Raw genomic sequence first — 23,875 nt, forward strand, 5'->3', positions numbered from 1 at the left:
CGCCGATACCAGCCTAAATCGCACCTGGTGTGATCTGCGGCTTGCTTGAGACCTGATCGAAGGTGGACTCATCCAGCGCATCTGCCTGCTGATCCAGCTTCAAGCGTGGGCTGTCCGCTCCTGGAATCGCGCTGTCGATGAGGCTGAGCAGGCGCGAGCCGCGCTCGGTGAGCACAAAGTTTTCACCGTTGCCGCCATCCTCTTCAGGCCGGCTTTCGATGAAGCCGCGCTGGAACAGCAGCTTTTCGTATTCACAGGCGCGGGTTTTCAGCTGATCCAGATCGCCCACCGGCTGGCCTTTGGCGGCCATCGCCGCAGCATGCTGCTCGGCGTAGGGGCGTGGCGTGAAGCTTTGACCTGCGCCGTTCTGCACCTCGTGCAGCAAGCGTTCGATCAGGTCCCAGTCGTAGGTGCTCATGGCAGTGGCCTCTTGCTGTGGACGGTGGGTACACAGCATGGGACCGGAAGCGTCGGAGGTCCGTTCAAATCATTGACAGTACACGGCTGGAGCCGGCTCTGGTCCTGCGAACAGGCATCTATGGCAGTTCAAACCGGCTCACGGATTCACAGCTCCCACGAACTCGAGACAAGTCTTGTCTCCAGAAACCGCAAAACAAATCAACGCGACTCATCTGAGCTGTGCTGAAATAGCCGACCGCTGCGCCAGCTGCGACAAAGCACGGTCCTAACCCTTGCGGGTTGAACATGTACATGCTTCAAACAAGCCCGTCATGACCGTTGCCAGCGTGGCGCAATGCCCCCGCAGAACGGAATTTCGCTGAGCGACCCGCCGTCTGGAACCGCGGAGTCTCGCTCAAGGATCAAAATAAGGAATTGCAATGAATCTCTTTCTGGTGCTCTGGATCGTTATCCTGGCGATGACTGCTTATGCAGCAAACAGCCGCGGCCGCTCGGTGCCAAGATGGATTGCGATCGGTTTTTTCTTTCCTGGCCTGGCATTGATCGCCGTGTTGATACTGCCACGACGAGAAAAAACCGGCGTTGACGGCCTCGTGCACGAAGATCTGCGCCCTTGCCCCTCCTGCGCACAGGACATTAAGGCGTCAGCGTCACGCTGCAAGCACTGCGCAGCGCAAGTAGAGCCCATAGCGTTGAGAGACCGCAGTGGTTGGGTAGCACGCATTACTGCTGAAACTGACGAAGAATTTGAACGTCTCGCCAAGCAGATCGAACTGATGGACATTCCTGCAATTCTCGATGAACCCCCTCACCTGTTCGCCGGCCCGTTCGAAGAAAAGGCCCAGGCGCGCAATACACTGAACTACCTGAAGTCAGATCTTGGCCTCGATGGGCTGGTGACGTGGCGATCGGTCTCGAGGGAGCAAGAAGCCTGAGCATTCGCGCCTCCGCTGAAAGTAAGCCCATTCGGGCTAACTTGCAGGGGGAATGATCAAGAGTCGGTCATGCTTTGACGAGGCTCAACCGATCACGTCCGAAGTGCGTGCTTCTTCCTCGCTGATTTCGACCCAGCCTTCGCGCAGGTAGCGAGCAGCGAGCATCTTCTGGATGAAGGCCATGTAGAACAGCTGAAGCCCAAGACACACTGGAGCTGTCCACTGTGGCTGCAACGTGAGCGTCAGCCCCACGATTGCGATCCAGATCATCAAATGCTTGAGCTGTTCGGAGAGAAAGAGATACAGCGGGCCGAAGAACATGACCATAAAGGTTTGGAACGAGCTGACTTCTTCGACTTTTTGGGAGTCGGAATGTTTGAAATAACGGGCCATTCTTTGCGTCCTTTGCTGAGAAATGAAAAGCTAGGGTGATGGCGCTTCTCGCATCGCGATAAGGCTCATACCCCGAGCGTGGCGACACTTGAAGCAACCGACGGAGCTCTGCGGGCGAAACCAATCTTTGACTTTATCAGGCCCAATTGAATCAAGCATCCCGGCGCGCCGCGAGGGTCAGGGATAATTTCTGGGTTACTACTTAAAATTTTTGGCGTGAATTAATGACGCAGGTCGTCCCTCACGCCACAACCGCTCACAATCAGAACCACGAATCAAACCCTGCTCATCCTTGGTCGATTTCTACAGACGACGTGAAGTAGATTTTATTGATTAACGCTTCGGCACTTGACTCGTCGCTGGCTCTTAGCCGCCACAAGACTCCTTTCCATATACGGCTGAAAAACTTACAAAATCTGAGCGCTCGCGGCACTATAGTTAGGTTCCTCTAAACTCCAAATAAACCTAAAACAACCACAAATTAAAAATCAGTCGCGGCGCTTTTTTTAACCGCTGCCACCTTTGACTCCACCCATATCCCTAAAGCGACTGGAACCCCGCAAGACAAGCCAACAAGAATAGACTTATGAATCTCCTTCCAACCAAATACCCAATAATCAAACTTATAATAACCAATAATCGACCCTACAAGGTGCCCCAACACCCCAACTCCAAGAAAAAACAATACAGAATACACCAACAACACAGCCATCAAAAAAAAACCAACTCTTTCCAGCTTCACTTTTTATTTCCTACAGAACTGACTTGTCCCCCAACGACTTCGGAGAATACAGAACCAGCTACGTTGCCGTATATATTACTTCGAGCAGACGGTTCTGGCGTTCGCGGATCAGGTCTTGGTCGCCGGGCGAGGCGGCCTGGGCCTGGACGTGGCAGAAACTCAGAAACAGCGCACAGAGGGCCCATCCTTGCGCGTGCGCCCCATCGCCCCAAAAACCGCGCAAACGCTCAAGGACAGGCCTTGTGGCTGAATCGTTACAGGCCATGGATCGTATGAACTTTCAGCGCCCGTCAGACCTCAACCGGATAACCCCGCCATGAGGCCAAGCCCATGAACACTCTGTGCCGCATCACCCTGCTCGCCAGCCTGTCCTGCGCCCTGCCCGCCTGGGCCTGCACACCGGAAGAAGCCACGCAAAAGCGCGAAGAACTGGCCAAGCTGGTGACTCAACTGACCGAGCAGAACCCGCAGAAGGCCAAGGAGATAAATGATGAGCTCCAGGGCATGGAGCTGGGGACGGCAAGCAAGGACTTGCCAGACAAATGCCAGCTGATCGACAAGCGGGTGAAGGAGTTGAAAGAGGCGGAGCAAAAGGCGGGTTGAATCAAAGCTGCCGTGCACCGCATACCACTTGTAGGAGCGGGCTTGCCCGCGAAAAAGACACCGCGCTGCCTGGCACGGGCTACGCCCGTGTTCGCGGGCAAGCCCGCTCCCACAGGGGGATTGGGCTGGCCTTAAGATTTTGAACAAGACAGGTGCTGGGGTTACTCCGCCTTGGGCGCCCGCTTCTTCAGCGGTGCCAGGCCATCGGAGCTGGCCAGCGGAGCGTTCGGGCGCGGCTTGGCGGTTGGTTTGCGCTTGGCGGCGGTCTTCTTCTCGCCGGTCTTCTTGTCGACCTTTTTCTTCTTCGCGCCCACTGCCTTGCCCGAAGCCTTGACCTTCTTCGGCCCGCTGTAGGTGCCCTTGACCTCCTTGATGACGCGGCGCTCGAACTGCTGCTTGAGGTAGCGCTCGATGCTCGACATCAGGTTCCAGTCGTTGTGGGTGATCAGCGAGATCGCCAGGCCTTCGCCACCGGCACGGCCGGTACGGCCCACACGGTGCACGTACTCGTCACCACTGCGCGGCATGTCGAAGTTGATCACCAGGTCCAGGCCGTCGATGTCCAGGCCACGGGCCGCAACGTCGGTGGCCACCAGCACCTTGGAGCTGCCCTGCTTGAAGCGCTCGATGGCCAGCTTGCGGTCCTTCTGGTCCTTCTCGCCGTGCAGGACGAAAGCCTTCACATCCTTGGCCACTAGGTGACCGTAAATGCGGTCGGCCAGGGCGCGGGTGTTGGTGAAGATGATCGCCTTGTCGAAGGTCTCGTTGGCCAGCAGCCACTGCACGATCGCTTCTTTATGCTGGTCGTGGTCGGCAGTGATGATCTGCTGACGGGTGCCTTCGGCCAGTTGCGAGACGCTGTTGAGCATCAGGTGCTCAGGGTCTTTCAATACCTTGCCGATGATGTCGCGCAGCGCCGCACCGCCGGTGGTGGCGGAGAACAGCAGGGTCTGCTCGCGGTTCTCGCACTCCTTGCACAGGCGCTCCATATCTTCGGCAAAGCCCATGTCGAGCATGCGGTCGGCTTCGTCGAGGATCATCACCTGCACGTGGGAGAGGTCGAGGTTGCCGGCATTGAGCTGCTCAAGCAGGCGACCTGGGGTGCCGATCAGCACGTCCGGCACCTTGCGCAGCATCGCGGCCTGTTCCTTGAAGTCTTCACCGCCGGTGACCAGGCCGGACTTGATGTAGGTGAACTGCGAGAACAGTTGCACCTGCTTGAGGGTTTGCTGCGCCAGCTCGCGGGTCGGCAGCAGGATCAGCGCACGGATCTCGACCCGTGGCCCGCTCAGGTCGACCAGGCGGTTGAGCAGCGGCAGCACGAAGGCTGCGGTCTTGCCGCTGCCGGTCTGCGCCGTGACCCGCAGGTCACGCCCTTGCAGGGCCAGGGGAATGGCCGCCGCCTGCACCGGGGTCGGCTCGACAAATTTCAGCTCGGCCACGGCTTTGAGCAGGCGTTCGTGCAGGGCGAATTGGGAAAACACGGGTGTACCTCAGACAGATGCGGACAATTCGGTTGCATAGGGTAACGTTTTCCGCGGCTGTAGCCGAATTTCTTTTGGCAACATTCGCGGTTTCCGCGCTCTAATGGCGCTCCGTTCGACCCACTGAATGCATTGATTACATGGATATCCAACGAATCTGGCACGACACCCTGGACCTCTGGGGCACCCTCGACCAACACCCAATGCTGCACGCCTCCCTCGGCGTGCTGGTCCTGCTGCTGGTCTCGCTGCTGGTCGGCCGCCTGGCGCGCTTCCTGCTGCTGCACAGCACCCGCCTGCTGGCCCGCCAGCCGCCGCTGCGCTGGCTCGACGACCTGCGCCACAACAAGGTCTTCCACCGCCTGGCGCAGACCACGCCGTCACTGATTCTGCAGTTCGGCCTGAAACTGGTGCCGGAGCTCTCGGCCACCGCCCAGCATTTTCTCGGCAACCTGGCCCTGGCCGTCACCCTGCTGTTCCTCACCCGCGCCCTGTCGTGCCTGCTCGACGGCCTGCTGGACATCTACGCCCGCACCGAACACGCCCGTACCCGCTCGATCAAGGGCTATGTGCAACTGGCGAAGATGGTGCTGTGGGTGTTCAGCGCCATCGTCATCGTAGCCACCCTGATCGACCGCTCGCCGCTGTTGCTGCTGTCGGGCCTGGGTGCGATGTCGGCGGTGCTGCTGTTGGTATACAAGGACACCCTGCTGTCGTTCGTTGCCAGCGTGCAGTTGACCAGCAACGACATGCTCCACGTCGGCGACTGGATCGAAATGCCCCAGGTCGGTGCCGACGGTGATGTGATCGACATCACCCTGCACACGGTCAAGGTGCAGAACTTCGACAAGACCATCGTCTCCATCCCCACCTGGCGCCTGATGAGCGAGTCGTTCCGCAACTACCGCGGCATGCAGCAGTCCGGCGGCCGTCGCATCAAGCGCAGCCTGTTCATCGACGCCACCGGCGTGCGCTTTCTCACCCTCGAAGAAGAACAGCGCCTGGGCGGCGTACGCCTGCTCGGCGACTACCTGGCCACCAAGCGCAAGGAACTGCACGACTGGAACGAGGCCCAGGGCCTGGTCGCCGAACTCTCGGCCAACCGCCGCAAGCTGACCAACATCGGCACCTTTCGCGCCTTCGCCCTGGCGTACCTGAAGAACCACCCCGACGTGCACCCGAACATGACCTGCATGGTCCGCCAGATGCAGACCAGCGCCGAGGGTGTGCCGCTGGAGATCTACTGCTTTACCCGCACCACGGTGTGGGCCGAGTACGAACGGATTCAGGGGGATATCTTCGATTACCTGCTGGCGGTGTTGCCGGAGTTTGGCTTGAGTCTGTATCAGCAGCCTAGCGGTAGCGATATGCGCTCGGGGCTGGCGGCGCGGGTTGAGCGCATGAGCGAGGCCTAAAAAGCGCTCCCCCAATGGATGCGGCGGTTCGCGCCCCGACTTGCCCCGCGAAAGGGCCGCAAAGCGGCCCTCTGCAATGAGAAGCCGCATCCGATAACCAATGGAAGCTCAAATTCTTGGGTTTCCACCTAAAAGCCGCATAGCAGCTCGCGCCTCCCTGCCAGTACCTCGCTTGCGCAACGCGTAGCCGCACTTATCGGGTGCCCCGTTTAAACCGCAAATGATCTGCGTGCTGAGCGATCATGTGCCGAACCATTTGAGCAAGTCCTATGTCAACGACAGAGCCGCGTACAGATAGGGGCGCGCTGGCCTACAGTGCAGGAAGTGCGTTGGACTGATGGACATCAGACAGCTGCTTTATCAGGCCTGCGCGCGTCCAGTAACTGCCCATCGCGCTCCCCCCTTGTTTTTAGAGACTGCGTCCATGGAACACTCAAGCTGCGCCGCTTCGCACGACCGTGCCCTTGACTGGCTGAACTTCTTCCTGGCGGACGTGCGTGACGGACTCGGGCCCTACCTCGCCATCTACCTGCTTGCCGTGCACCAGTGGCAGCCGGCGAGCATTGGCCTGGTGATGAGCCTGGCAGGCATCGCTGCACTGGTGGCGCAAACTCCGGCTGGAGCCTTGATTGACCGCACGACAGCCAAACACGCGGTGGTCGTGACCGCCGCCGTGCTGGTGACCGGCAGCTGCCTGCTGCTGCCGTGGATTTCGTCGTTCGCCGGAGTGGCCTTGACCCAGACGATCGGCGCCATAGCAGGCTCGCTGTTCGCTCCGGCGATTGCCGCCATCTCGCTGGGCATCACAGGCCCCAAGGCCTTTACGCGAAGGGTGGGTCGCAACGAGACGTTCAACCATGCGGGCAATGCCTGCTCAGCATTGCTGGCCGGTGGCTTGGCGTATCTGTTCGGCCCGGTGGTGGTGTTCTATCTCATGGCGGTCATGACCGTAGCCAGCATCGTGGCGATGTGGCGTGTGCCAGCAGCCGCCATCGACCACCAGGTGGCTCGCGGCCTTGTCCATGGTCCGGGTTGTGCTGAAAACCTTGCCAAGTTCAGGGACCTCCTGCACAACCGCACGCTCTTGGTATTCGCTGTGTGCTGCGCGTTGTTCCACTTGGCCAACGCGGCGATGCTGCCGCTGGTGAGCCAGAAGCTATCGCAAGTCGACCTGCGCTTGGCCACTCCACTCACATCCGCCTGCATCGTCGCAGCGCAGTTGGTGATGGTGCCGATGGCGCTGCTCGTGGGGGCAAAGGCCGAGACCTGGGGGCGCAGGCCGTTCCTTCTGGCCGGCTTTTTCATCCTACCGCTGCGCGGAGCCCTGTACGTGGCGTCCGACAATCCATTCTGGCTGGTTGGCGTGCAATTGCTCGATGGAATCGGCGCAGGCATCTTCGGTGCATTGTTCCCGATCGTGATCAAGGACTTGACCGAAGGCACCGGGCGCTTCAATTTCAGCCTTGGCGCGCTGACGGCGGTGTTCGGACTGGGCGCTGCGCTCAGCCCTGGGATTGCCGGGCTGGTTGTTCAAGCAGCCGGCTACGATGCGGCATTCCTGACCTTGGCCGGCATTGCCGCGGTCGCCTTCGCAATAGTGCTGATGGCGCTGCCGGAGACTCATCCGGGCGTCGCGCCATCGCCCCTGCCTACCCCTGCCGGAAACTAGACGCCTCATGCCTTACAGCGAAAACGCCTCGATCATCTGGACGATAGCCGCTCTGGCAACCTGCGGTGTCATCCTGCGCCCCTGGCGGATCCCGGAATACGTCTGGGCCATGGGCGGTGCGCTGCTACTGACAGGCCTGGGCCTGATCACACCGCGCAGCGCTCTGGCGGCAGTGGCCGAAGGCGGCGACGTGTACCTCTTCCTGATCGGCATGATGGTACTGGCCGAGCTTGCACGCCAGGAGGGGCTGTTCGACTGGCTGGCCCGCTACGCGGTCCGCCACGCCCGAGGTTCGGGGCAAAGGCTGTTCGACCTGGTATTTCTGGTGGGTACGCTGGTCACCGTGTTCCTGTCCAACGATGCAACAGCGGTTGTGTTGACTCCTGCGGTGTATGCGGCGTGCAAGGCTGCCAAGGCCGAGCCTTTGCCCTACCTGTTGATCTGCGCCTTCATCGCCAACGCCGCCAGTTTCGTGCTGCCGATTTCCAATCCGGCCAATCTGGTAGTCTTCGGCAGCCAGATGCCCCCGCTACTGGAGTGGCTGAGGCAGTTCAGTTTGCCATCGCTTGCGGCAATCGCTGTGACCTATCTGGTGCTGCGCCTGACCCAACGCCGGCAGATCCGCCAACCGCTGACTCTGAATGTGGATAACCAGCCGCTGTCTCTGGGCGCCCGTCTATGCGCAGTGGGCATCGTGCTCACGGCAATTCTGCTGCTGGGAGCCTCAGCGCTGGACCGGGCACTTGGCCTGCCGACCTTCTGTGCCGGCGTGGCAACCACAGCACTGATCCACTTACGCCAGCGCCGTAGCCCGATGCCGGTGCTACGCCATGTAGCGTGGGGTGTGCTGCCGTTGGTGGCGGGCTTGTTCATACTGGTCGAAGCTGTCGCCCAGACCGGCCTGATAGTGCAGCTTGCCCAGGGGCTGGCTGCTCTGGCCGCAGACTCGACGATCGGGGCGAGTTGGGTGGGAGGCGTGGGCGTGGCCATCGCCAGCAACCTGATGAACAACTTGCCGACTGGATTGATAGCCGGGTCCATGGGGTCGCTGGTGGCCCTGCCGCAGCCGGTGACCGCGGCGCTGCTGATCGGCGTCGACCTGGGGCCGAACCTGTCGATTACCGGATCACTGGCCACCCTTTTGTGGTTGGTGGCGATCCGTCGCGAAGGGGCGCATGTCAGCGCCTGGAACTTTTTGCGCCTAGGGGTGCTGGTGATGCCGCCTGCACTTGCAGCAGCACTGCTGGCGCTATAGCGTCGGGCCCCGTGCAAGGGCAACTTGATGGCGGCGAGCGGTCCCAGACGATTTTTTGGGGGGAATACAGCACATCCACGAAGGTCAACTTTCTACCTGTAGATGCCATTGGTGGGGAGAAAGTAAAACATTCTTAATCGCTGATTAATCACAACTTTGAGCTTCGCCCAGGTAGGATTTTGCGCGTATACCTGTGGAGAAAGCTCCGATGTTCCGAATGCTGTTCTGTGCCACCCTCTTAACCACTTCATTCGCCTGCTCGGCTGCTGACGTTGTACACGGCGGTAAGGAAACACTGACCGTTCTGAGTTCCGGCGGGATCATGGGCGCCATCCGGGAAGTAGCGCCAGCGTATGAGAAAAAATATGGCGTGAAGCTGGAAATTCTAGCCGCCCCATCGATGGGGGATACCCCACAGGCCATCCCGAACAGACTCGCTCGTGGTGAGCAGGCGGATGTTGTGCTGATGGTTGGTTCGGCCCTCGACAACTTGGTCGCCAGTGGACAAGCCGACAAGACGAGTCGAACAGATCTCGGAAAATCTTTCATTGCCATGGCCGTTCGCAAAGGTGAACCGAAGCCAGACATAAGCACCATGCAGACCTTACGCAAAGTGCTGCAAGATAGCAGCTCTGTCGCTTACTCCGACAGCGCAAGCGGGGTATATCTTTCCAAGACGCTGTTCCCTCGCATGCAGCTTGGTGAACAGTTCGAATCCAAGGCTCACATGATACCTGCCGAACCCGTAGGCGCAGTGATCGCTCGCGGCCAAGCACAGATCGGCTTTCAACAGCTCAGTGAGCTTAAGCCCGTAAAAGGTATCGACATCGTTGGTCTGATCCCGGCAGAAGCACAGAAAATGACCCTGTATTCGGGCGCTGTCGTCAACAAGAGCCAGCATCACGCCGCAGCCCAGGCGCTGCTCGATTACCTGGCCTCACCAGAAGCCGACGCAGCGATCAAAGATAGTGGCTTGACGCCGCTACCCCATGCAGCAAGCTGACGACGCGCGCCGACATTGACAACGCGGCTACGCAAGACACGACGGTCTTGCCTCGGCCTTCGCCGCGCGAGTGTCGGCTTTGGGTCGAGAGCATTCCGTCACGACCCGCAAGCCGCCGCTCGCCTTCAACCCTGTTTCAGTTGGCCGCATAGACTCGCTGAATGGCCCATATCCTCGGCCGTTCCTACAGACGCGGGCTTGTCCCGCGATCATTTCGTAGCAGTCAGCCCGCCACACCCAGCAGGTACATGAGCCCGGTCAGGGTCAGCAGCGAAGCCACCGTCGACAGCAGGATGGTGCGCGAAATGAGCCCCGCCTCGCGGTTGTAGTACTCCGCCAGCATGAACGGCCCGGTCCCGGTCGGCAGCGCCGCCAGCAGCACCGCCGAGGTCGCCCACATGGTCGGCAGGCTGAACACCTTGAAGGCCAGCACCCAGGTCAGTGCCGGTTGCCCGACCAGCTTGAGCCCCACCAGCGGCCAGGGGCTGGCCTGCGCGCCGCTGCGTTTCTGCGCCAGGAATGCCCCCAGCGACACCAGCGCGCAAGGCGTGGTGGCCAGGGCAAGCATGTCGAGAAAGTGCATCACCGGCTCGGCCAGCCCCAGGCCGGACATGGCCCAGGCAGCGCCGGTCAGTGGCGAAATCACCAGCGGGTTCTTCGCCAGCGCCTTGGCCACCAGCATTACGGCGCGGCCGATCTGGCGTTCTTCCTGCAGGCCGATCTCGATCAGGGTCAGGGAAATCGCGAACACCAGGCAGACTACGATCAGCGACGAGATCAGCGCCGGTTGCAGCCCTGGCTGGCCGAACAGCAACAGGCACAGTGGGATGCCGATGTAGCCGGTGTTGGCATAGCCTGCACTCAAGCCATCGATGCTCGAGGCCACCAGGCTGTGGCCGCTGAACAGGCGCCAAGCGAGGGTAACGAAGAACATTGCCAGCGCGCCGGCACCGAAGGCGACGATGAAGCCGGGGTGCCAGATTTCGCTCCAGGTCGCGGTGGCGGTCACCTTGAACAGCAGCGCCGGCAGGCACAGCCAGACCACCATGCGGTTGATTTCGGCGGCGGCCTGTTCGCCGAGCTTGCCGGTCTTGCGGCACAGGTAGCCGACCAGGATCAGGGCGAAGATCGGCGCGACGATGACCAGGATGGTATGCATGGGCGCCTCAGGCCTTGCCGGCCAGCGCCGGGCTGCGGCGGTCGCCCAGGCGGCTCAGCCACACCGAGGCGAGGATCACCGCACCGCCGATGAACAACCGCCCCAGCGGCTCGTGCTGGTTCCAGATCAGCAGGTTGAGCAGCAAGCCCACCGGCACGTGCAGGTTGTTCATCACCGCCAGGGTGCCGCCGGAAACCAGGCAGGCGCCCTTGTTCCACCAGTACAACCCCAGTGCGGTCGGGCACAGGCCGAGGAACAACAGCACCAGCCATTGCACGTCGGTGCTCGGCAGGTGCTGGGCGTTGCCGAACAGCAGGAAGGCCGGCAGCACGACGATCAGCGCGCCCAGGTAGAAGTAGCCAAAGCGCTTGTAGTGCGGCAGGTCGCTGGGGTGGCGGGCGATCAGGTGACGGTACAGGACCTGCCCGGCGGCGTAGGTGAAGTTGGCCAGTTGCAGGAGCAGGAAGCCCATGAAGAACTCGCCGCTGATGCTGTCGAAGCGGATCACCGCTGCGCCGGCCACCGCGACCAGGGCCGCAAGCAGCGCCCAGGGATTGAAGCGGCGGTTCAGTGCATCTTCGATGAGGGTGACGTGCAGCGGGGTGAGGATGGTGAACAGCAGCACTTCAGGCACGGTGAGCACGCGAAAGCTCAGGTACAGGCAGACATAGGTGATGCCGTACTGCAGCGCGCCGATCAGCAGCATCGAGCGCATGAAGCGCGGTTCGACCTGGCGCCAGCGGGTCAGCGGCAGGAACACCAGCCCTGCCAGCAGTACCCGCGCCAGCACGGCGAAGTAGCTGTCGACATGGCCGGCCAGGTATTCGCCGATCAGGCTGAAGGAAAACGCCTGGATCAGCGCGACGATAATCAGGTAGCCCATGGTTGCCTCTCGTGGATCAAGGCGGCGACCTTAGCGGGTACGGGGTGTTCTGGGCAACCGGGAGGAAGATGAAGATGCGGCGGTGGATGGCACCGGTTGTGCTGGTGCCATCCACCGCAGCGACCTTTTCGCGGGCAAGTCGGAGCGCCGAACCGCCGCTCCTACAGGGGATTGGGCTGGTCTTTGGATTTTGAACAAGCCAGTTCCACCACAGCCTTTGAGCCAGATCTTGCCTGTCAGCGCTGCGCGTCGAGCTCGGCCATCAGCACTTCGACCAACTGCGCTGCCGGCATGGCGCGCGCCCGATAGGCGCCGGTACCGGCCCATTGTGCGGCGAAGTCGCTGCAGCCCTGGGCAGTCGCCACGCTATTGAGCGCCTTGTTGGCATCGTAGGCGCGGGGATAATCCGGCACGCCCGCAGCGCTCTTCACCTCGAACGCGCGGTTGACCATACCCCGCGCAGGCCGTCCGGAAATTGCGCTGGTAATCTGCGTCTGGCGCGCCCGTGGCCCGGTCAGCGCCTCACGATAGGCCGCGTTGGCCGCCGACTCCGGGCACAGCAAGAACGCTGTACCCAACTGTGCCGCACAGGCGCCCTGCGCGAACGCCTTGGCGATGTCTGCGCCGTCCATGATCCCGCCGGTCGCGATGATCGGCAGTTGAACGTGATCAGCCAGCAGGCGTACGAGTGCCAGGGTGCTCAATCGATCATCATGATCCTGGTCGAAGATCCCGCGGTGGCCGCCCGCTTCGTAACCCTGGGCGATCAGTGCATCGACCCCGGCTCGCTGTACCTGCAGCGCCTCCTCCACATTGGTCACGCAGGCCAGCAGCACGATACCGGCCGCCTTGAGCGCCTCGATGAACGACTGCGGCGGCAGGCCGAAATGAAAACTCACCACTGCCGGTTTTTCTTCCAGCAGCATCTGCAGCATCTCGGGGTCTTCGACGAACGAGCGATAGATTTCCCGCAGGCCCGTCGGCGGCTGGGCCTGAAACTCGGCAAAGCGCGCTTCGAGCGCTTGCAGCCAGGCATCCTCGCGCACGTCATCTCGCAGCGCCGGGCGATGACAGAACAGATTGGCGTTGAACGGTTTCTGGGTCAGCGCGAAGGTTGCACGTATGTGCTGGCGAGCCTGCTCGACCGAGCACGGGCCTATCGCGATCGAACCCAAACCGCCCGCATTCGATACCGCCGCCGCCAGCGCCGGCGTGGAGGCGACCGCCATGGGCGCCTGGATGATGGGGAAACGGATGTTCAGCAAAGCCTGGATGTCAGTGGTCATTGAGGTTGCTCATCATGGATTGCTCATCGCAGCGCAGGCGACGGCGGGTGGTTCATGGCGGGCGCGCGTTTCCGTTGGCGTGGAGCGAGCCCAGAGTCGACCTTAAGCGCACCCATGAATTTTCACAAATGATGATAAATGATGAGTTCCATCACTGATCGTGAAGCAGCAGACGGGACCGGTTGCCCCCAAGCCACTGGATAACCGGGTATGAAATGATGCATAAACAGGCCATCAATCATCATCAGTGATAGGTAGACCTCATGGAAATGCGCCAGTTGAAGATCTTCTGCGCCGTGGCCGACCTGGGCAGTTTTACCGCGGCCGCAGCCAGGATCAACACCGTGCAATCCAACGTGACCATGCGCATCAAGGAGCTCGAGGCGGAGCTCAATCGCGAGCTGTTCATCCGCAGAAAATCCGGCGTCGTGCTCACGGCTGCGGGCGAGACGTTTCTCGGGTATGCCCGACGCATCCTGCAACTGACCGAAGAAAGCCGCAGCGCCCTGCTCGATACCGGCGTACCCAACGGCCCGCTGCGCCTGGGCTCGATGGAGACCACCGCCGCCATTCGCCTGCCGAAGATCCTCACCCGCTACCGCGAGCAGCATCCCGATGTGCAACTGTCGTTGCTTACCGGCACCACTGCAGAACTGATCAAGGCCATCGAGTCCCACCGGATCGATGGCGCTTTCGTCGGAGGATTTCACCAGAATCCGATGCTTGCCCAGCAAGAGGTGTTCTGCGAGGAATTGGTGCTGGTCAGCAGCGACCAGTTCGATTCGCTCGACAGCTTGATGGCGCGAATGCCCTCGCAGACAGTGCTGGTGTTTCGCAGCGGCTGCTTCTACCGCTCTACCTTGGAGAACTGGTTCTACCGGGTTGGCCTGGTGCCCAACCAGATCATGGAGATGGGCACCCTGGATGGCATCCTTACCTGCGTGTCGGCCGGAATGGGCGTGACCCTGTTGCCCAGGTCGGTGACGCAGAACTGCAGCGTGCGCCATGCGATTCGCTGCCATGAGCTGCCAGCGGAATTCTCTCGCGTGTCCACGGTGTTCATCCGTCGCCAGGATTCGCTGCCGACTTCGGCGATGAGCGCCTTCATGGAGATGGCGCAGCAGCGCAGGGAAGTGGCGGATCTGCACTGAGCCTTGCGCGCAAAAAAAAGCCCGGTCATTCGCTTGACCGGGCACATACACCCAAAGGAGCAACAGGTGTCAGGGTTGGGAATTCGTGGCTACCTCGCGTTTTACGCTACCGCCGCCAGTTTTGCCTTGGCCTGGTTGAGCCCCTTCTCATGGAAATCGCCACTCATGTTCAGGCCCTCGGCGTGGATGAAGTTCACCTCGTGAATACCGATGAAGGCCATCACCTGGCGCAGGTACGGTTCCTGATGATCGCTGGTGGCGCCGGCATGGATGCCGCCACGGGCAGTCAGGACGATCGCACGCTTGCCGTTGAGCAGCCCCTGCGGCCCGGTCGGGGTGTACTTGAAGGTGATGCCGGCGCGGAGCACGTGGTCGAGCCAGGCCTTGAGGGTGCTGGGGATGGCGAAGTTGTACATGGGCGCGGCCATCACCAGTACGTCGGCGGCCAGCAACTCATTGGTCAGCTCGTTGGAACGGGCCAGCGCTTCGATTTCAGCCGCGCTGCGCTGCTCTTCGGGCTTCATCCAGCCACCGAGCAGGTTGGCGTCCAGGTGCGGCACCGGGTTGACCGCCAGGTCGCGTACCTTGATCTCGTCGGCAGGATGCGCCGCTTGCCACTGCTGGATGAAGTCGCGGGTCAGTTGACGGGAAACGGAATCCTGCTGGCGGGCGCTGCTTTCGATGATCAGTACGCGGGACATGGGGTGCCTCCATCGGCAAAAAGGGTTGCGATTCGATGGAGGTGAGATTAAGGCTTGACCTATCGATAAAAAAGCGTAAAAAGTGGGTTCAATCTATCGATTAATCTGTTTTATTCAGGTTTGCAGCTCAGGTCGATGCGCAGCTTGATGATCTGCCGGTTGAACTTGGCAGTGACGTCGACGCTCTTGCCGGCCGGCACATTGACCCGACGCACCCTGGGCGCTTCCGGGCCGTTGCGCATGGTGACCTTGCAAGCAGCCGGCACCTGCCCATAGTTGTTCAGGCTGATGCTGCCGATGTCGTAGGCGGTGTCGTACGCGGTGTAGTCGAGCTTGACCCCTTCGATCTCCTTTTGCACATCGATCGGATAGGCCATGGCGCTCAGGGGCAGGGACGTCAGCAGTACCGCAAACCATTTCTTCATTTCGCGCTCTCCTTGTAGTGAGCGCAGCTTAGGACAACAGGAGCCGAAGATGAAAGCGCCGCGCGTGACCCTGGATCAATGGCGGACCCTGCAGGCGGTCGTCGATCACGGCGGCTTCGCCCAGGCCGCCGAAGCCCTGCACCGCTCGCAATCCTCGGTGAGCTACACCGTGGCACGCATGCAGGAGCAACTGGGTGTGCCGCTGCTGCGCATCGACGGGCGCAAGGCAGTACTGACCGAGGCCGGCAGCGTGCTGCTGCGTCGCTCGCGGCAACTGGTCAAGCAGGCCAGCCAGCTCGAAGACCTTGCTCACCACATGGAACAGGGCTGGGAGGCCGAAGTGCGCCTGGTGGTCGATGCCGCCTACCCCAGCGCCCGCCTGGTGCGTGCGCTCAGCGCCTTCATGCCGCAAAGCCGCGGCTGCCGGGTGCGCCTGCGTGAAGAAGTGCTGTCCGGGGTCGAGGAAGTACTGCACGAAGGCATCGCCGACCTTGCCATCAGCAGCTTCAACATTCCCGGCTATCTGGGCGCCGAGCTGAGCGCGGTGGAGTTCGTCGCCGTCGCCCACCCCGAGCACAGCCTGCATCGCCTGGGCCGAGAGATCACGTTCCAGGACCTGGAAAGCCAGCTGCAAGTGGTGATCCGCGACTCCGGCCGCAGCCAGCCACGCGACGTCGGTTGGCTGGGCGCCGAACAGCGCTGGACCGTCGGTAGCCTGGGCACCGCGGCGACCTTCGTCGGCAGTGGCCTGGGCTTTGCCTGGCTGCCCCGGCACATGATCGAACGCGAGCTGCGCGAGGGCCTGCTAAAGCCTCTGCCGCTCGATCAGGGTGGCAGTCGCCACCCGCTGTTCTACCTTTACTCGAGCAAGGAAAAGACCTTGGGTCCGGCCACGCAGATCCTCATCGAGCTGCTGCGCAATTTCGACACCGCGCCACTGGACGTGCCCTTCGCAGCCCCCCCGCAAGCCTGAGAGGACCGCGCCCATGGCCTGTTTCGAACGTGACGGATGCCTGCTGCACTATGAGGAACATGGCCAGGGCGAGCCCCTGGTACTGCTGCACGGGCTCGGTTCGAGCAGCCAGGACTGGGAACTGCAGGTCCCCGAGCTGAGCCGTCACTATCGGGTGATCCTGATGGACATCCGCGGCCACGGCCAGTCGGCCAAGCCTCGCCACGGCTACCAGATCAAGACCTTCAGCGAAGACTTGCTGGCCTTGCTCGACCATCTGGACACCGGCCCGGTGCACTTCGTGGGCTTGTCCATGGGCGGGATGGTCGGCTTTCAGTTTGCCGTCGACCATCCGCACAGGCTGCGCAGCCTGTGCATCGTCAACAGCGCCCCCGAGGTCAAGCGCCACAATCTCGAACACTGGATCTGGTGGGCCAAGCGCTGGAGTCTGGCACGCCTGCTCAGCGTCGAGACGGTCGGCCAGGGCCTGGCCGCGCGCCTGTTTCCCAAGCCCGAACAAGGCGAACTGCGGCGCAAGATGGCCGAGCGCTGGGCGCGCAACGACAAGCGCGCCTATCTCAAGAGCTTCGACGCCATCGTCGACTGGGGCGTACAGGAACGCATCGGGAAGATCCAGTGTCCGACCCTGGTGATTGCCGCCGACCACGACTACACCCCGATACAACAGAAAGAACGCTACGTTGCCCTGATGCCCCACGCGACACTGGCGGTCATCGAGGATTCGCGGCACGCTACGCCCCTGGACCAACCCGAGGTCTTCAACCAGACCCTGCTGCGCTTTCTCGCAGCCGCATCCACCTCTCAAGGATCATTGAGCCCATGCTGAAGAAACTCCTGCTCACCGCCTGCTCGTTCGCCTTCGCCGCCAGTGTCATGGCCTCCGACAAGACCCCTCACGTGCTGCTGGACACCAGCTTCGGCCAGGTGGAGATCGAACTGAACGCCGAAAAAGCGCCGATCAGCACGAAGAACTTTCTGCAGTACGTCGACAGCGGCTTCTACAACAACACCATCTTCCACCGCGTGATCCCGGGCTTCATGGTCCAGGGCGGCGGCTTCACCGATCAGATGGTGCAGAAAGACACCAAGGATCCGATCCGAAACGAAGCCAGCAACGGCCTGCAGAACACTCGCGGTACGCTGTCGATGGCGCGCACCTCGGATCCGAACTCGGCCACCAGCCAGTTCTTCATCAACGTGGCCGACAACGATTTCCTCAACCCCGGTCGTGACCGTGGCTACGCGGTGTTCGGCAAGGTGACCAAGGGCATGGAGGTGGTCGACCAGATCGTCAACTCCCCCACCACCGTCAAGAAAGGCATGCGCGATGTACCGGCCGATCCGGTCTACATCAAGTCGGCCAAACGTATCGACTGATCGCGGGTCTCACAGGATGTGAAGCCGCCCGCGAGCGGGATCAACAGGAGTTTCCATGCTGTACCGTCGCTTCGAGCAACTGATCGACATTTTCCGTGAGGCGCCCAGCGAGGCGCCGCCGAGCACGGTCTGGCCGTTCTACCTGTACTACCTGCGTCAGGTCTGGCCGAGCTTTCTCGCCTTGCTGGTGGTCGGCCTGGTCGCCTCGCTGATCGAGGTGGCCTTGTTCAGCTACCTGAGCCGGATCATCGACCTGGCCCAGGGCACGCCCAACGTCAACTTCTTCAGCGAGCACAGCACCGAGCTGATCTGGATGCTGGTGGTCGTGCTGGTGCTGCGGCCGGTGTTCTTCGGCCTGCACGACCTGCTGGTGCACCAGACCATCAACCCGGGGATGACCAGCCTGATCCGCTGGCAGAACCACACCTATGTGCTCAAGCAGAGCCTGAACTTCTTCCAGAGCGACTTCGCCGGGCGCATCGCCCAGCGCATCATGCAGACCGGCAACTCGCTGCGCGACTCGGCGGTGCAGGCGGTGGATGCGCTGTGGCACGTGCTGATCTACGCGATCAGCTCGCTGGTGCTGTTCGCCGAGGCCGACTGGCGCCTGATGATTCCGCTGCTGGTATGGATCGTCGGCTATATCGCCGCGCTCTACTACTTCGTGCCACGGGTCAAGGAACGCTCGGTGGTGTCGTCTGACGCACGCTCCAAACTGATGGGGCGGATCGTCGATGGCTACACCAACATCGCCACCCTCAAGCTGTTCGCCCACACCGACTACGAACAGCAGTACGCCCGCGAAGCGATCAGCGAGCAGACCGAGAAGACGCAACTGGCTTCACGGGTCATCACCAGCATGGATGTGGTCATCACCACCCTCAACGGCCTGCTGGTGGTCGCCACCACTGGCCTGGCACTGTGGTTGTGGAGCCAGTCGCTGATCAGCGTCGGCGCCATTGCCCTGGCCACCGGCCTGGTGATCCGTATCGTCAACATGTCCGGTTGGATCATGTGGGTGGTCAACGGCATCTTCGAGAACATCGGCATGGTCCAGGATGGCCTGCAGACCATTGCCCAGCCGGTTTCCGTCACCGACACGCCCAATGCCCCGGCATTGAAAGTCAGCCGGGGCGGTGTGCGCTTCGACGATGTGGACTTCCACTACGGCAAGGGTGGCAAGGTCATCGATGGGCTGAACCTGGATATTCGCCCGGGCGAGAAGATCGGCCTGATCGGCCCGTCCGGCGCGGGCAAGTCCACGCTCGTCAACCTGCTGCTGCGCCTGTACGACGTGCAGGGCGGACGCATCCTCATCGATGGCCAGGATATCGCCCAGGTCAACCAGGCCAGCCTGCGTGCGCAGATCGGCATGATCACCCAGGACACCTCGCTGCTGCACCGCTCGATCCGCGACAACCTGCTGTATGGCAGGCCGGACGCAAGCGACGAGGAGGTCTGGGAGGCGGTGCGCCGCGCCCGGGCTGACGAGTTCATCCCGCAGTTGTCCGACGCCCAGGGCCGCACCGGCTTCGACGCCCATGTGGGCGAGCGTGGGGTCAAGCTCTCCGGCGGCCAGCGCCAGCGCATCGCCATTGCCCGCGTGCTGCTGAAGAATGCGCCGATCCTGATCATGGACGAGGCGACCTCGGCGCTGGACTCGGAAGTCGAGGCGGCGATCCAGGAGAGCCTGGAAACCCTGATGCAGGGCAAGACCGTGATCGCCATCGCGCACCGCCTGTCGACCATCGCCCGGATGGATCGGCTGGTGGTGCTGGAGAAGGGGCGTATCGTCGAGAGCGGCAGCCATGCCGAGCTGCTGGCTCAGCAGGGGTTGTACGCCCGGTTGTGGCATCACCAGACGGGCGGGTTCGTCGGAGTCGATTGATATCGCCTCAAGGGCCTTTTCGCGGGTAAACCCGCTCCCACAGGTACCGCGCTGTCCGTCAGTGCAACGCGGTACCTGTGGGAGCGGGCTTGCCCCGCGATAGGGCCGGCACAAACCCCACTCAACCCCGCCGATACGGCAGCATCTCCCGCGCCTGCAGCGCATACTCCCTTACCCCGTCCCGCTCCTGCGCCAGGAACTCGTCCACCGCCCGCCGCAGCCCCGGATGGCGCAAGTAGTGCCACGAGCGCGTCAGCACCGGCTCGAATCCGCGAATCAGCTTGTGCTCCCCCTGGGCCCCGGCGTCGAACCGCTGCAACCCTTCGGCAATCGCATAATCCATGCCCTGGTAGAAGCAGGTCTCGAAATGCAGGCGGTCGAATTCGTCCAGGCAGCCCCAGTAGCGACCATAGAAACTGTCGCCTCCGACCAGGCTCAAGGCCATGGCCACGTCGCGGCCGTTCTGCCGTGCAACCACCACCCGCAGCGCCTCGGGCATGCGCTCGGCCAACAGGCTGAAGAACTCGCGGGTCAGGTAGGGCGCACGTCGCCGCACCGCATAGGTGTTGGCATAGCAGCGGTAGACGAAATCCCAGCGCGCCTGGTCAAGCTCATCGCCACGCAGCCACTGGAAGTCGATGCCCTGCCCGGCCACCTGTTCGCGCTCCTTGCGCATCTGCTTGCGCTTGCGCGAACTGAGGGTGTCGAGAAAGTCCTGAAAGTCCCGGTAACCACGGTTGCGCCAGTGGAACTGGCAGCCCAGGCGCTCCATCCAGCCCGGCTGGGCGAGCATCTGCTCGTCCAGGCTGCTGTCGGTGAAGTTGATGTGCGCACCGGACAGCTCACCCTTGACCAGGTACTCCGGCAACGCCTGCAACAACAGCAGGGCGTCAGCGGGGTCCGCGCTCAGCAGTCGCGGCCCGCTGACCGGGCTGAACGGCACTGCCCCGAGCAGCTTGGGGTAATAGGCGATACCCGCACGCTCACAGGCATCGGCCCAGCCATGGTCGAACACGTACTCACCGAACGAATGCCATTTACGGTAGGCCGGCAGTAACGCCCGCACCTCGCCGTCACGCTCCAGCACCAGGTGCTCGGCGGCCCAGCCGGTCTGGCGGCTGACGCTACCGCTGTCTTCCAGCGCACTGAGAAAAGCATGGCTGAGGAACGGCTGGCCGGCAGGCACCAGCGCGTCCCAGGACAGTGCCGGCAGATCACGCAGGTGGGCAAGGCTGTAGAGGCTGGTCACGACTTCGGCTCCCTGAACACAGGTCGCCAGTATCGCCAAAGGCGCCGGATCGCTCAAATGACGATGGCTGTTCTTATAACCATGTGAGTAATTACTTAACAGCAGTGCCACTAAATAGACATTATTCTGTAATCCCCCCTCGCAATACTTGCGCCTGTTTTTCGGATGCCGAGAACCTGTCTAGTCAGGCCTTTTCCGGAGACATGCCAACTTGGGGGTGGGCGCACAAAAGCCTCCCCACACTTTTCCAATAGGGAGAACCTTATGCGTCTTGTTTCTACACTTACCGGAGTTAGCCTCACCGGCATGATGCTGGCCCTGAGCGCCCCGGCCAGTGCTGCAGTCGACGCCAAGCTGCTCGAAATGCTCCGCGCCAACGGCTCGATCAACCAGGCGCAGTACAGCGAACTGCAGGCCGATCTGGCAAAAGAAACCAAGGAAAAGGCCGACCAGAAGGCACAGTCCGAGCGCCTGAGCTCCTTCGAACAGAAAGTGGCATGGGCCGCCAAGACCCAGATCAAGGGTGACGTGCGCCTGCGTTACGAAGACGTCAACGTCGACAACCCACGCAGCGGCAGCGGCAACCAGGACCGCGAGCGCGTCCGTGCCCGCGTCGGCTTTTACAGCGAAATCAACCCGCAGGTCGATGCTGGCGTGCGTATCGCCACCGGCAGCAGCGCCGATGGCCGCTCGACCAACCAGAGCCTGGACAACTACTTCGAAAAGAAATCGCTGTGGGTCGACCTGGCCTACCTCGACTGGCACCCGACCGCCATCCCGAACCTGCACCTGATCGGCGGCAAGATGCAACAGCCTTGGGTGAGCATGGGCGACATCATCTGGGATAGCGACCTGAACCCTGAAGGTGTGGCAGTCACCTACAAGACCAACCTGGGCGGCGCCGAGCTGTTCGGTAGCGCCGGTCAGTACACCCTCAAGGACAACGTCGATGGCGACGGCGTGCAGTTCAAGCACGACGCCCAGCTGTACCACGGCCAGTTGGGTGCTCGCTTCGCACCGGCTGACACCCTCAAGGTCACCGTTGGCGGCAGCATCTACGGCTACGACAACGACAAGGAATCTGCCGCTCTGCGTCAGTTCGGCAACACCACCACCGAGTTCAACCTGGTGGAAGGCTTCGGTCAGATCGACTTCACCGGCTTCGCCATCCCGCTGGCCGCCTACGGTCAGTACGTGAAGAACACCGACAGCACCGACGGCGAAGACAAGGCCTGGCTGGCGGGTGTGAAGACCAAGCTCGGCGCCTGGAGCCTGGACTACAACTACCGCGACGTACAGCGCAACGCTGTGGTCAGCGCCTTCACCGACTCCGACTTCGGCAACGGCTTCACCGGTAACCGTGGTCACAAGTTCAAGGTCGGTTACGAAATCGACAAGAACTTCGCTGTCGGCGCGGCTTACCTGATGGCCAAGACCGACCGTTCGCAGCTGCCGAACACCGACGCGGACGTCGACACCCTGCAGGTCGACCTGGAAGCCAAGTTCTAAACGAACGCTCCCCTGCGTAGCTCAGCGGGAAGTGCCGACCCCATCCGGCGCTTCCCGCTTTTTTCGGCTGCTGAAAATACAGCGGCCTTTTCACGGGCAAGCCCGCGAAAAGGCCGCAGCCGTTATCAGCGCTTGCGCAGAATCACACTACCAATCGAATACCCCGCCCCGAACGAGCTCAGCACCGCCACCGATCCCTGCTCCAGGTCATCCTGGTACAGGTGGAAGGCAATCACCGAGCCGGCCGAACTTGTGTTGGCATAACGGTCGAGAATCACCGGTGCCTCCTGCTCGCTCACCTCACGCCCCAGCAGCTTCTTGACGATCAGGTGGTTCATGCTCAGGTTGGCCTGGTGCAGCCAGAAGCGCTTGACGTCGGAAGGCTGCAGGTCGTTCTCGGCCAGGTGCTTGCCGATCAGCTCGGCGACCATCGGGCAGACTTCCTTGAACACCTTGCGCCCTTCCTGCACGAACAGCTTGTCGCGGGTGCCTTCACCCTCCTCCGCCGCACGGTTGAGGAAGCCGAAGTTGTTGCGGATGTTGTTGGAGAACGAGGTCAGCAGCTTGGTGCTGACGATGTCGAACTGATGCTTCGATGTGGCCTGGTCGGCGCGCTCGAGCAACACGGCAGTGGCGGCATCACCAAAGATGAAGTGGCTGTCGCGGTCACGGAAGTTCAGGTGGCCGGTGCAGATCTCCGGGTTGACCATCAGGATCGCCCGGGCCTGGCCGAGCTGGATGCTGTTGGCGGCGTTCTGGATGCCGAAGGTGGCCGAGGAGCAGGCCACGTTCATGTCGAAGCCGAAGCCCTGGATGCCCAAGGCCTGCTGCACCTCGATGGCGATCGCAGGATAGGCGCGCTGCAGATTGGAACAGGCGACGATCACCCCATCGACGTCGGCAGCGGTACGACCGGCGCGCTCCAGCGCTTGGCGGGCTGCAGCCACGGCCATTTCGCAAAGAATGGAATACTCGTCATTGGAGCGCTCCGGCAGGCGTGGCTTCATGCGCTGCGGGTCGAGGATGCCGGCCTTGTCCATGACGAAGCGGCTCTTGATGCCTGATGCCTTTTCGATGAACGCCGCGTCGGACAGCGGCGCCGGCTCGACCTCGCCACGCTCGATGGCGGCGGCGTTGTCTGCGTTGAACTGTTGCGACCAGGTGTTGAAGGATTCCACCAGTTCTTCGTTGGAGATGCTCTGGGCCGGGGTATACAGGCCGGTGCCGCTGATCACGACGTTGTGCACGGTCGTTCCTCTGGTCTGTGGCCTGCGCCTGGCGGGCGTTGGCCGGGATGGGCTGTGATTAATGGCACTTTAGTGCCAACTTGAGATCGTCAGCGAGGGCTGCGCCCT

The 23,875-nt window shown here is 61.9% G+C and carries 23 protein-coding genes; 12 read left to right on the forward strand and 11 right to left on the reverse strand.

Features of this window, described 5'->3' with window-relative positions; genetic code table 11:
• Nucleotides 1–13: 13 nt before the first annotated feature.
• Nucleotides 14–418 carry a hypothetical protein gene (locus tag APH44_RS14420; RefSeq protein ID WP_054893282.1) on the reverse strand — a complete coding sequence of 135 codons (405 nt, stop codon included), beginning with the start codon at nt 416–418 and terminating at the stop codon, nt 14–16.
• A gap of 421 nt (nt 419–839) precedes the next feature.
• Here APH44_RS14420 and APH44_RS14425 point away from each other — a divergent pair, with 421 nt between their 5' ends.
• Nucleotides 840–1,355 (forward strand): SPOR domain-containing protein, encoded by a 516-nt coding sequence (locus tag APH44_RS14425; protein WP_054893283.1) that lies wholly within the window; start codon nt 840–842, stop codon nt 1,353–1,355.
• An 84-nt stretch (nt 1,356–1,439) separates the two neighbouring features.
• Here APH44_RS14425 and APH44_RS14430 read toward each other — a convergent pair whose 3' ends face one another.
• Both APH44_RS14430 and APH44_RS29755 read right to left on the reverse strand, forming a co-directional pair.
• Nucleotides 1,440–1,748 (reverse strand): hypothetical protein, encoded by a 309-nt coding sequence (locus APH44_RS14430; RefSeq protein WP_054893284.1) that lies wholly within the window; start codon nt 1,746–1,748, stop codon nt 1,440–1,442.
• 481 nt (nt 1,749–2,229) lie between these two features.
• Nucleotides 2,230–2,490 carry a hypothetical protein gene (locus APH44_RS29755; RefSeq protein ID WP_156343753.1) on the reverse strand — a complete coding sequence of 87 codons (261 nt, stop codon included), beginning with the start codon at nt 2,488–2,490 and terminating at the stop codon, nt 2,230–2,232.
• A 330-nt stretch (nt 2,491–2,820) separates the two neighbouring features.
• On the opposite strand from APH44_RS29755, the gene APH44_RS14435 reads away from it, so the two are divergent.
• Nucleotides 2,821–3,093 (forward strand): hypothetical protein, encoded by a 273-nt coding sequence (locus APH44_RS14435; RefSeq protein ID WP_054893285.1) that lies wholly within the window; start codon nt 2,821–2,823, stop codon nt 3,091–3,093.
• Between the two features lie 161 nt (nt 3,094–3,254).
• On the opposite strand, the gene APH44_RS14440 is transcribed toward APH44_RS14435, so the two are convergent.
• Entirely contained in the window at nt 3,255–4,577 is a 1,323-nt protein-coding gene (locus APH44_RS14440; protein ID WP_054893286.1) for a DEAD/DEAH box helicase, read from the reverse strand.
• A 140-nt stretch (nt 4,578–4,717) separates the two neighbouring features.
• On the opposite strand from APH44_RS14440, the gene APH44_RS14445 reads away from it, so the two are divergent.
• The 4 genes from APH44_RS14445 to APH44_RS14460 all read left to right on the forward strand — a co-directional run bounded on the left by APH44_RS14445 (nt 4,718) and on the right by APH44_RS14460 (nt 9,919).
• Nucleotides 4,718–5,992 carry a mechanosensitive ion channel family protein gene (locus tag APH44_RS14445; protein ID WP_054893287.1) on the forward strand — a complete coding sequence of 425 codons (1,275 nt, stop codon included), beginning with the start codon at nt 4,718–4,720 and terminating at the stop codon, nt 5,990–5,992.
• A gap of 424 nt (nt 5,993–6,416) precedes the next feature.
• Nucleotides 6,417–7,661 carry an MFS transporter gene (locus tag APH44_RS14450; protein WP_054893288.1) on the forward strand — a complete coding sequence of 415 codons (1,245 nt, stop codon included), beginning with the start codon at nt 6,417–6,419 and terminating at the stop codon, nt 7,659–7,661.
• 7 nt (nt 7,662–7,668) lie between these two features.
• Nucleotides 7,669–8,916, forward strand: coding sequence for an arsenic transporter (locus tag APH44_RS14455; RefSeq protein ID WP_054893289.1), 1,248 nt, complete (start codon nt 7,669–7,671; stop codon nt 8,914–8,916).
• Between the two features lie 208 nt (nt 8,917–9,124).
• The gene (locus tag APH44_RS14460; protein WP_054893290.1) at nt 9,125–9,919 is read left to right on the forward strand and encodes a substrate-binding domain-containing protein; all 795 of its coding nucleotides are present in this window, start codon (nt 9,125–9,127) and stop codon (nt 9,917–9,919) included.
• 223 nt (nt 9,920–10,142) lie between these two features.
• On the opposite strand, the gene APH44_RS14465 is transcribed toward APH44_RS14460, so the two are convergent.
• From APH44_RS14465 to APH44_RS14475, 3 genes are all read right to left on the reverse strand, one after another.
• Nucleotides 10,143–11,078, reverse strand: coding sequence for an AEC family transporter (locus APH44_RS14465; RefSeq protein ID WP_054893291.1), 936 nt, complete (start codon nt 11,076–11,078; stop codon nt 10,143–10,145).
• A 7-nt stretch (nt 11,079–11,085) separates the two neighbouring features.
• Complete coding sequence (locus tag APH44_RS14470; RefSeq protein ID WP_054893292.1) at nt 11,086–11,961, reverse strand: carboxylate/amino acid/amine transporter; 876 nt, start codon at nt 11,959–11,961, stop codon at nt 11,086–11,088.
• A gap of 236 nt (nt 11,962–12,197) precedes the next feature.
• Nucleotides 12,198–13,247, reverse strand: a complete 1,050-nt coding sequence (locus APH44_RS14475) for a nitronate monooxygenase family protein (protein WP_054893293.1) — start codon at nt 13,245–13,247, stop codon at nt 12,198–12,200.
• Nucleotides 13,248–13,510: 263 nt separating this feature from the next.
• On the opposite strand from APH44_RS14475, the gene APH44_RS14480 reads away from it, so the two are divergent.
• Nucleotides 13,511–14,398, forward strand: a complete 888-nt coding sequence (locus APH44_RS14480; RefSeq protein WP_054893294.1) for a LysR family transcriptional regulator — start codon at nt 13,511–13,513, stop codon at nt 14,396–14,398.
• 101 nt (nt 14,399–14,499) lie between these two features.
• Here APH44_RS14480 and APH44_RS14485 read toward each other — a convergent pair whose 3' ends face one another.
• Together APH44_RS14485 and APH44_RS14490 are read right to left on the reverse strand one after the other, a co-directional pair.
• Nucleotides 14,500–15,099, reverse strand: a complete 600-nt coding sequence (locus APH44_RS14485; RefSeq protein WP_054893295.1) for an FMN-dependent NADH-azoreductase — start codon at nt 15,097–15,099, stop codon at nt 14,500–14,502.
• A gap of 110 nt (nt 15,100–15,209) precedes the next feature.
• Nucleotides 15,210–15,524, reverse strand: coding sequence for a hypothetical protein (locus tag APH44_RS14490; protein ID WP_054893296.1), 315 nt, complete (start codon nt 15,522–15,524; stop codon nt 15,210–15,212).
• 49 nt (nt 15,525–15,573) lie between these two features.
• Here APH44_RS14490 and APH44_RS14495 point away from each other — a divergent pair, with 49 nt between their 5' ends.
• From APH44_RS14495 to APH44_RS14510, 4 genes are read left to right on the forward strand one after another with little or no spacing between them, the layout of a single operon-like run.
• Nucleotides 15,574–16,497, forward strand: a complete 924-nt coding sequence (locus tag APH44_RS14495) for a LysR family transcriptional regulator (RefSeq protein WP_054893297.1) — start codon at nt 15,574–15,576, stop codon at nt 16,495–16,497.
• Nucleotides 16,498–16,510: 13 nt separating this feature from the next.
• Nucleotides 16,511–17,323, forward strand: a complete 813-nt coding sequence (locus APH44_RS14500; protein WP_054893298.1) for an alpha/beta fold hydrolase — start codon at nt 16,511–16,513, stop codon at nt 17,321–17,323.
• Complete coding sequence (locus tag APH44_RS14505) at nt 17,317–17,874, forward strand: peptidylprolyl isomerase (protein WP_054893299.1); 558 nt, start codon at nt 17,317–17,319, stop codon at nt 17,872–17,874. Before APH44_RS14500 ends, APH44_RS14505 begins: the two co-directional genes overlap by 7 nt.
• Before the next feature lie 55 nt (nt 17,875–17,929).
• Nucleotides 17,930–19,762 carry an ABC transporter ATP-binding protein gene (locus APH44_RS14510; RefSeq protein WP_054893300.1) on the forward strand — a complete coding sequence of 611 codons (1,833 nt, stop codon included), beginning with the start codon at nt 17,930–17,932 and terminating at the stop codon, nt 19,760–19,762.
• Between the two features lie 121 nt (nt 19,763–19,883).
• On the opposite strand, the gene APH44_RS14515 is transcribed toward APH44_RS14510, so the two are convergent.
• Nucleotides 19,884–21,011, reverse strand: a complete 1,128-nt coding sequence (locus tag APH44_RS14515) for a GNAT family N-acetyltransferase (RefSeq protein ID WP_054893301.1) — start codon at nt 21,009–21,011, stop codon at nt 19,884–19,886.
• 264 nt (nt 21,012–21,275) lie between these two features.
• Between APH44_RS14515 and APH44_RS14520 the strand changes: the two genes are divergently transcribed.
• Nucleotides 21,276–22,520: a putative porin gene (locus tag APH44_RS14520; protein ID WP_054893302.1), complete on the forward strand. Its 1,245-nt coding sequence runs from the start codon at nt 21,276–21,278 to the stop codon at nt 22,518–22,520.
• A gap of 125 nt (nt 22,521–22,645) precedes the next feature.
• On the opposite strand, the gene APH44_RS14525 is transcribed toward APH44_RS14520, so the two are convergent.
• Complete coding sequence (locus APH44_RS14525) at nt 22,646–23,767, reverse strand: beta-ketoacyl-ACP synthase III (protein WP_054893303.1); 1,122 nt, start codon at nt 23,765–23,767, stop codon at nt 22,646–22,648.
• Nucleotides 23,768–23,875 lie beyond the last annotated feature (108 nt).

It is taken from the genome of Pseudomonas sp. NBRC 111143 (assembly GCF_001320965.1).
GTDB classification, from domain to species: domain Bacteria; phylum Pseudomonadota; class Gammaproteobacteria; order Pseudomonadales; family Pseudomonadaceae; genus Aquipseudomonas; species Aquipseudomonas machongensis.

Excerpts from the sequence above, each read along its gene's own strand:
- APH44_RS14430 (WP_054893284.1), bottom strand. The coding sequence starts at position 1,748 with ATGGCCCGTTATTTCAAACATTCCGACTCCCAAAAAGTCGAAGAAGTC.
- APH44_RS14475 (WP_054893293.1), bottom strand. The coding sequence starts at position 13,247 with ATGACCACTGACATCCAGGCTTTGCTGAACATCCGTTTCCCCATCATC.
- APH44_RS14460 (WP_054893290.1), top strand. The coding sequence starts at position 9,125 with ATGTTCCGAATGCTGTTCTGTGCCACCCTCTTAACCACTTCATTCGCC.
- APH44_RS14510 (WP_054893300.1), top strand. The coding sequence starts at position 17,930 with ATGCTGTACCGTCGCTTCGAGCAACTGATCGACATTTTCCGTGAGGCG.
- APH44_RS14450 (WP_054893288.1), top strand. The coding sequence starts at position 6,417 with ATGGAACACTCAAGCTGCGCCGCTTCGCACGACCGTGCCCTTGACTGG.
- APH44_RS14470 (WP_054893292.1), bottom strand. The coding sequence starts at position 11,961 with ATGGGCTACCTGATTATCGTCGCGCTGATCCAGGCGTTTTCCTTCAGC.
- APH44_RS14495 (WP_054893297.1), top strand. The coding sequence starts at position 15,574 with ATGAAAGCGCCGCGCGTGACCCTGGATCAATGGCGGACCCTGCAGGCG.
- APH44_RS14420 (WP_054893282.1), bottom strand. The coding sequence starts at position 418 with ATGAGCACCTACGACTGGGACCTGATCGAACGCTTGCTGCACGAGGTG.
- APH44_RS14435 (WP_054893285.1), top strand. The coding sequence starts at position 2,821 with ATGAACACTCTGTGCCGCATCACCCTGCTCGCCAGCCTGTCCTGCGCC.
- APH44_RS14465 (WP_054893291.1), bottom strand. The coding sequence starts at position 11,078 with ATGCATACCATCCTGGTCATCGTCGCGCCGATCTTCGCCCTGATCCTG.
- APH44_RS14425 (WP_054893283.1), top strand. The coding sequence starts at position 840 with ATGAATCTCTTTCTGGTGCTCTGGATCGTTATCCTGGCGATGACTGCT.
- APH44_RS14490 (WP_054893296.1), bottom strand. The coding sequence starts at position 15,524 with ATGAAGAAATGGTTTGCGGTACTGCTGACGTCCCTGCCCCTGAGCGCC.
- APH44_RS14520 (WP_054893302.1), top strand. The coding sequence starts at position 21,276 with ATGCGTCTTGTTTCTACACTTACCGGAGTTAGCCTCACCGGCATGATG.
- APH44_RS14505 (WP_054893299.1), top strand. The coding sequence starts at position 17,317 with ATGCTGAAGAAACTCCTGCTCACCGCCTGCTCGTTCGCCTTCGCCGCC.
- APH44_RS14480 (WP_054893294.1), top strand. The coding sequence starts at position 13,511 with ATGGAAATGCGCCAGTTGAAGATCTTCTGCGCCGTGGCCGACCTGGGC.
- APH44_RS14485 (WP_054893295.1), bottom strand. The coding sequence starts at position 15,099 with ATGTCCCGCGTACTGATCATCGAAAGCAGCGCCCGCCAGCAGGATTCC.
- APH44_RS14445 (WP_054893287.1), top strand. The coding sequence starts at position 4,718 with ATGGATATCCAACGAATCTGGCACGACACCCTGGACCTCTGGGGCACC.
- APH44_RS14500 (WP_054893298.1), top strand. The coding sequence starts at position 16,511 with ATGGCCTGTTTCGAACGTGACGGATGCCTGCTGCACTATGAGGAACAT.
- APH44_RS14455 (WP_054893289.1), top strand. The coding sequence starts at position 7,669 with ATGCCTTACAGCGAAAACGCCTCGATCATCTGGACGATAGCCGCTCTG.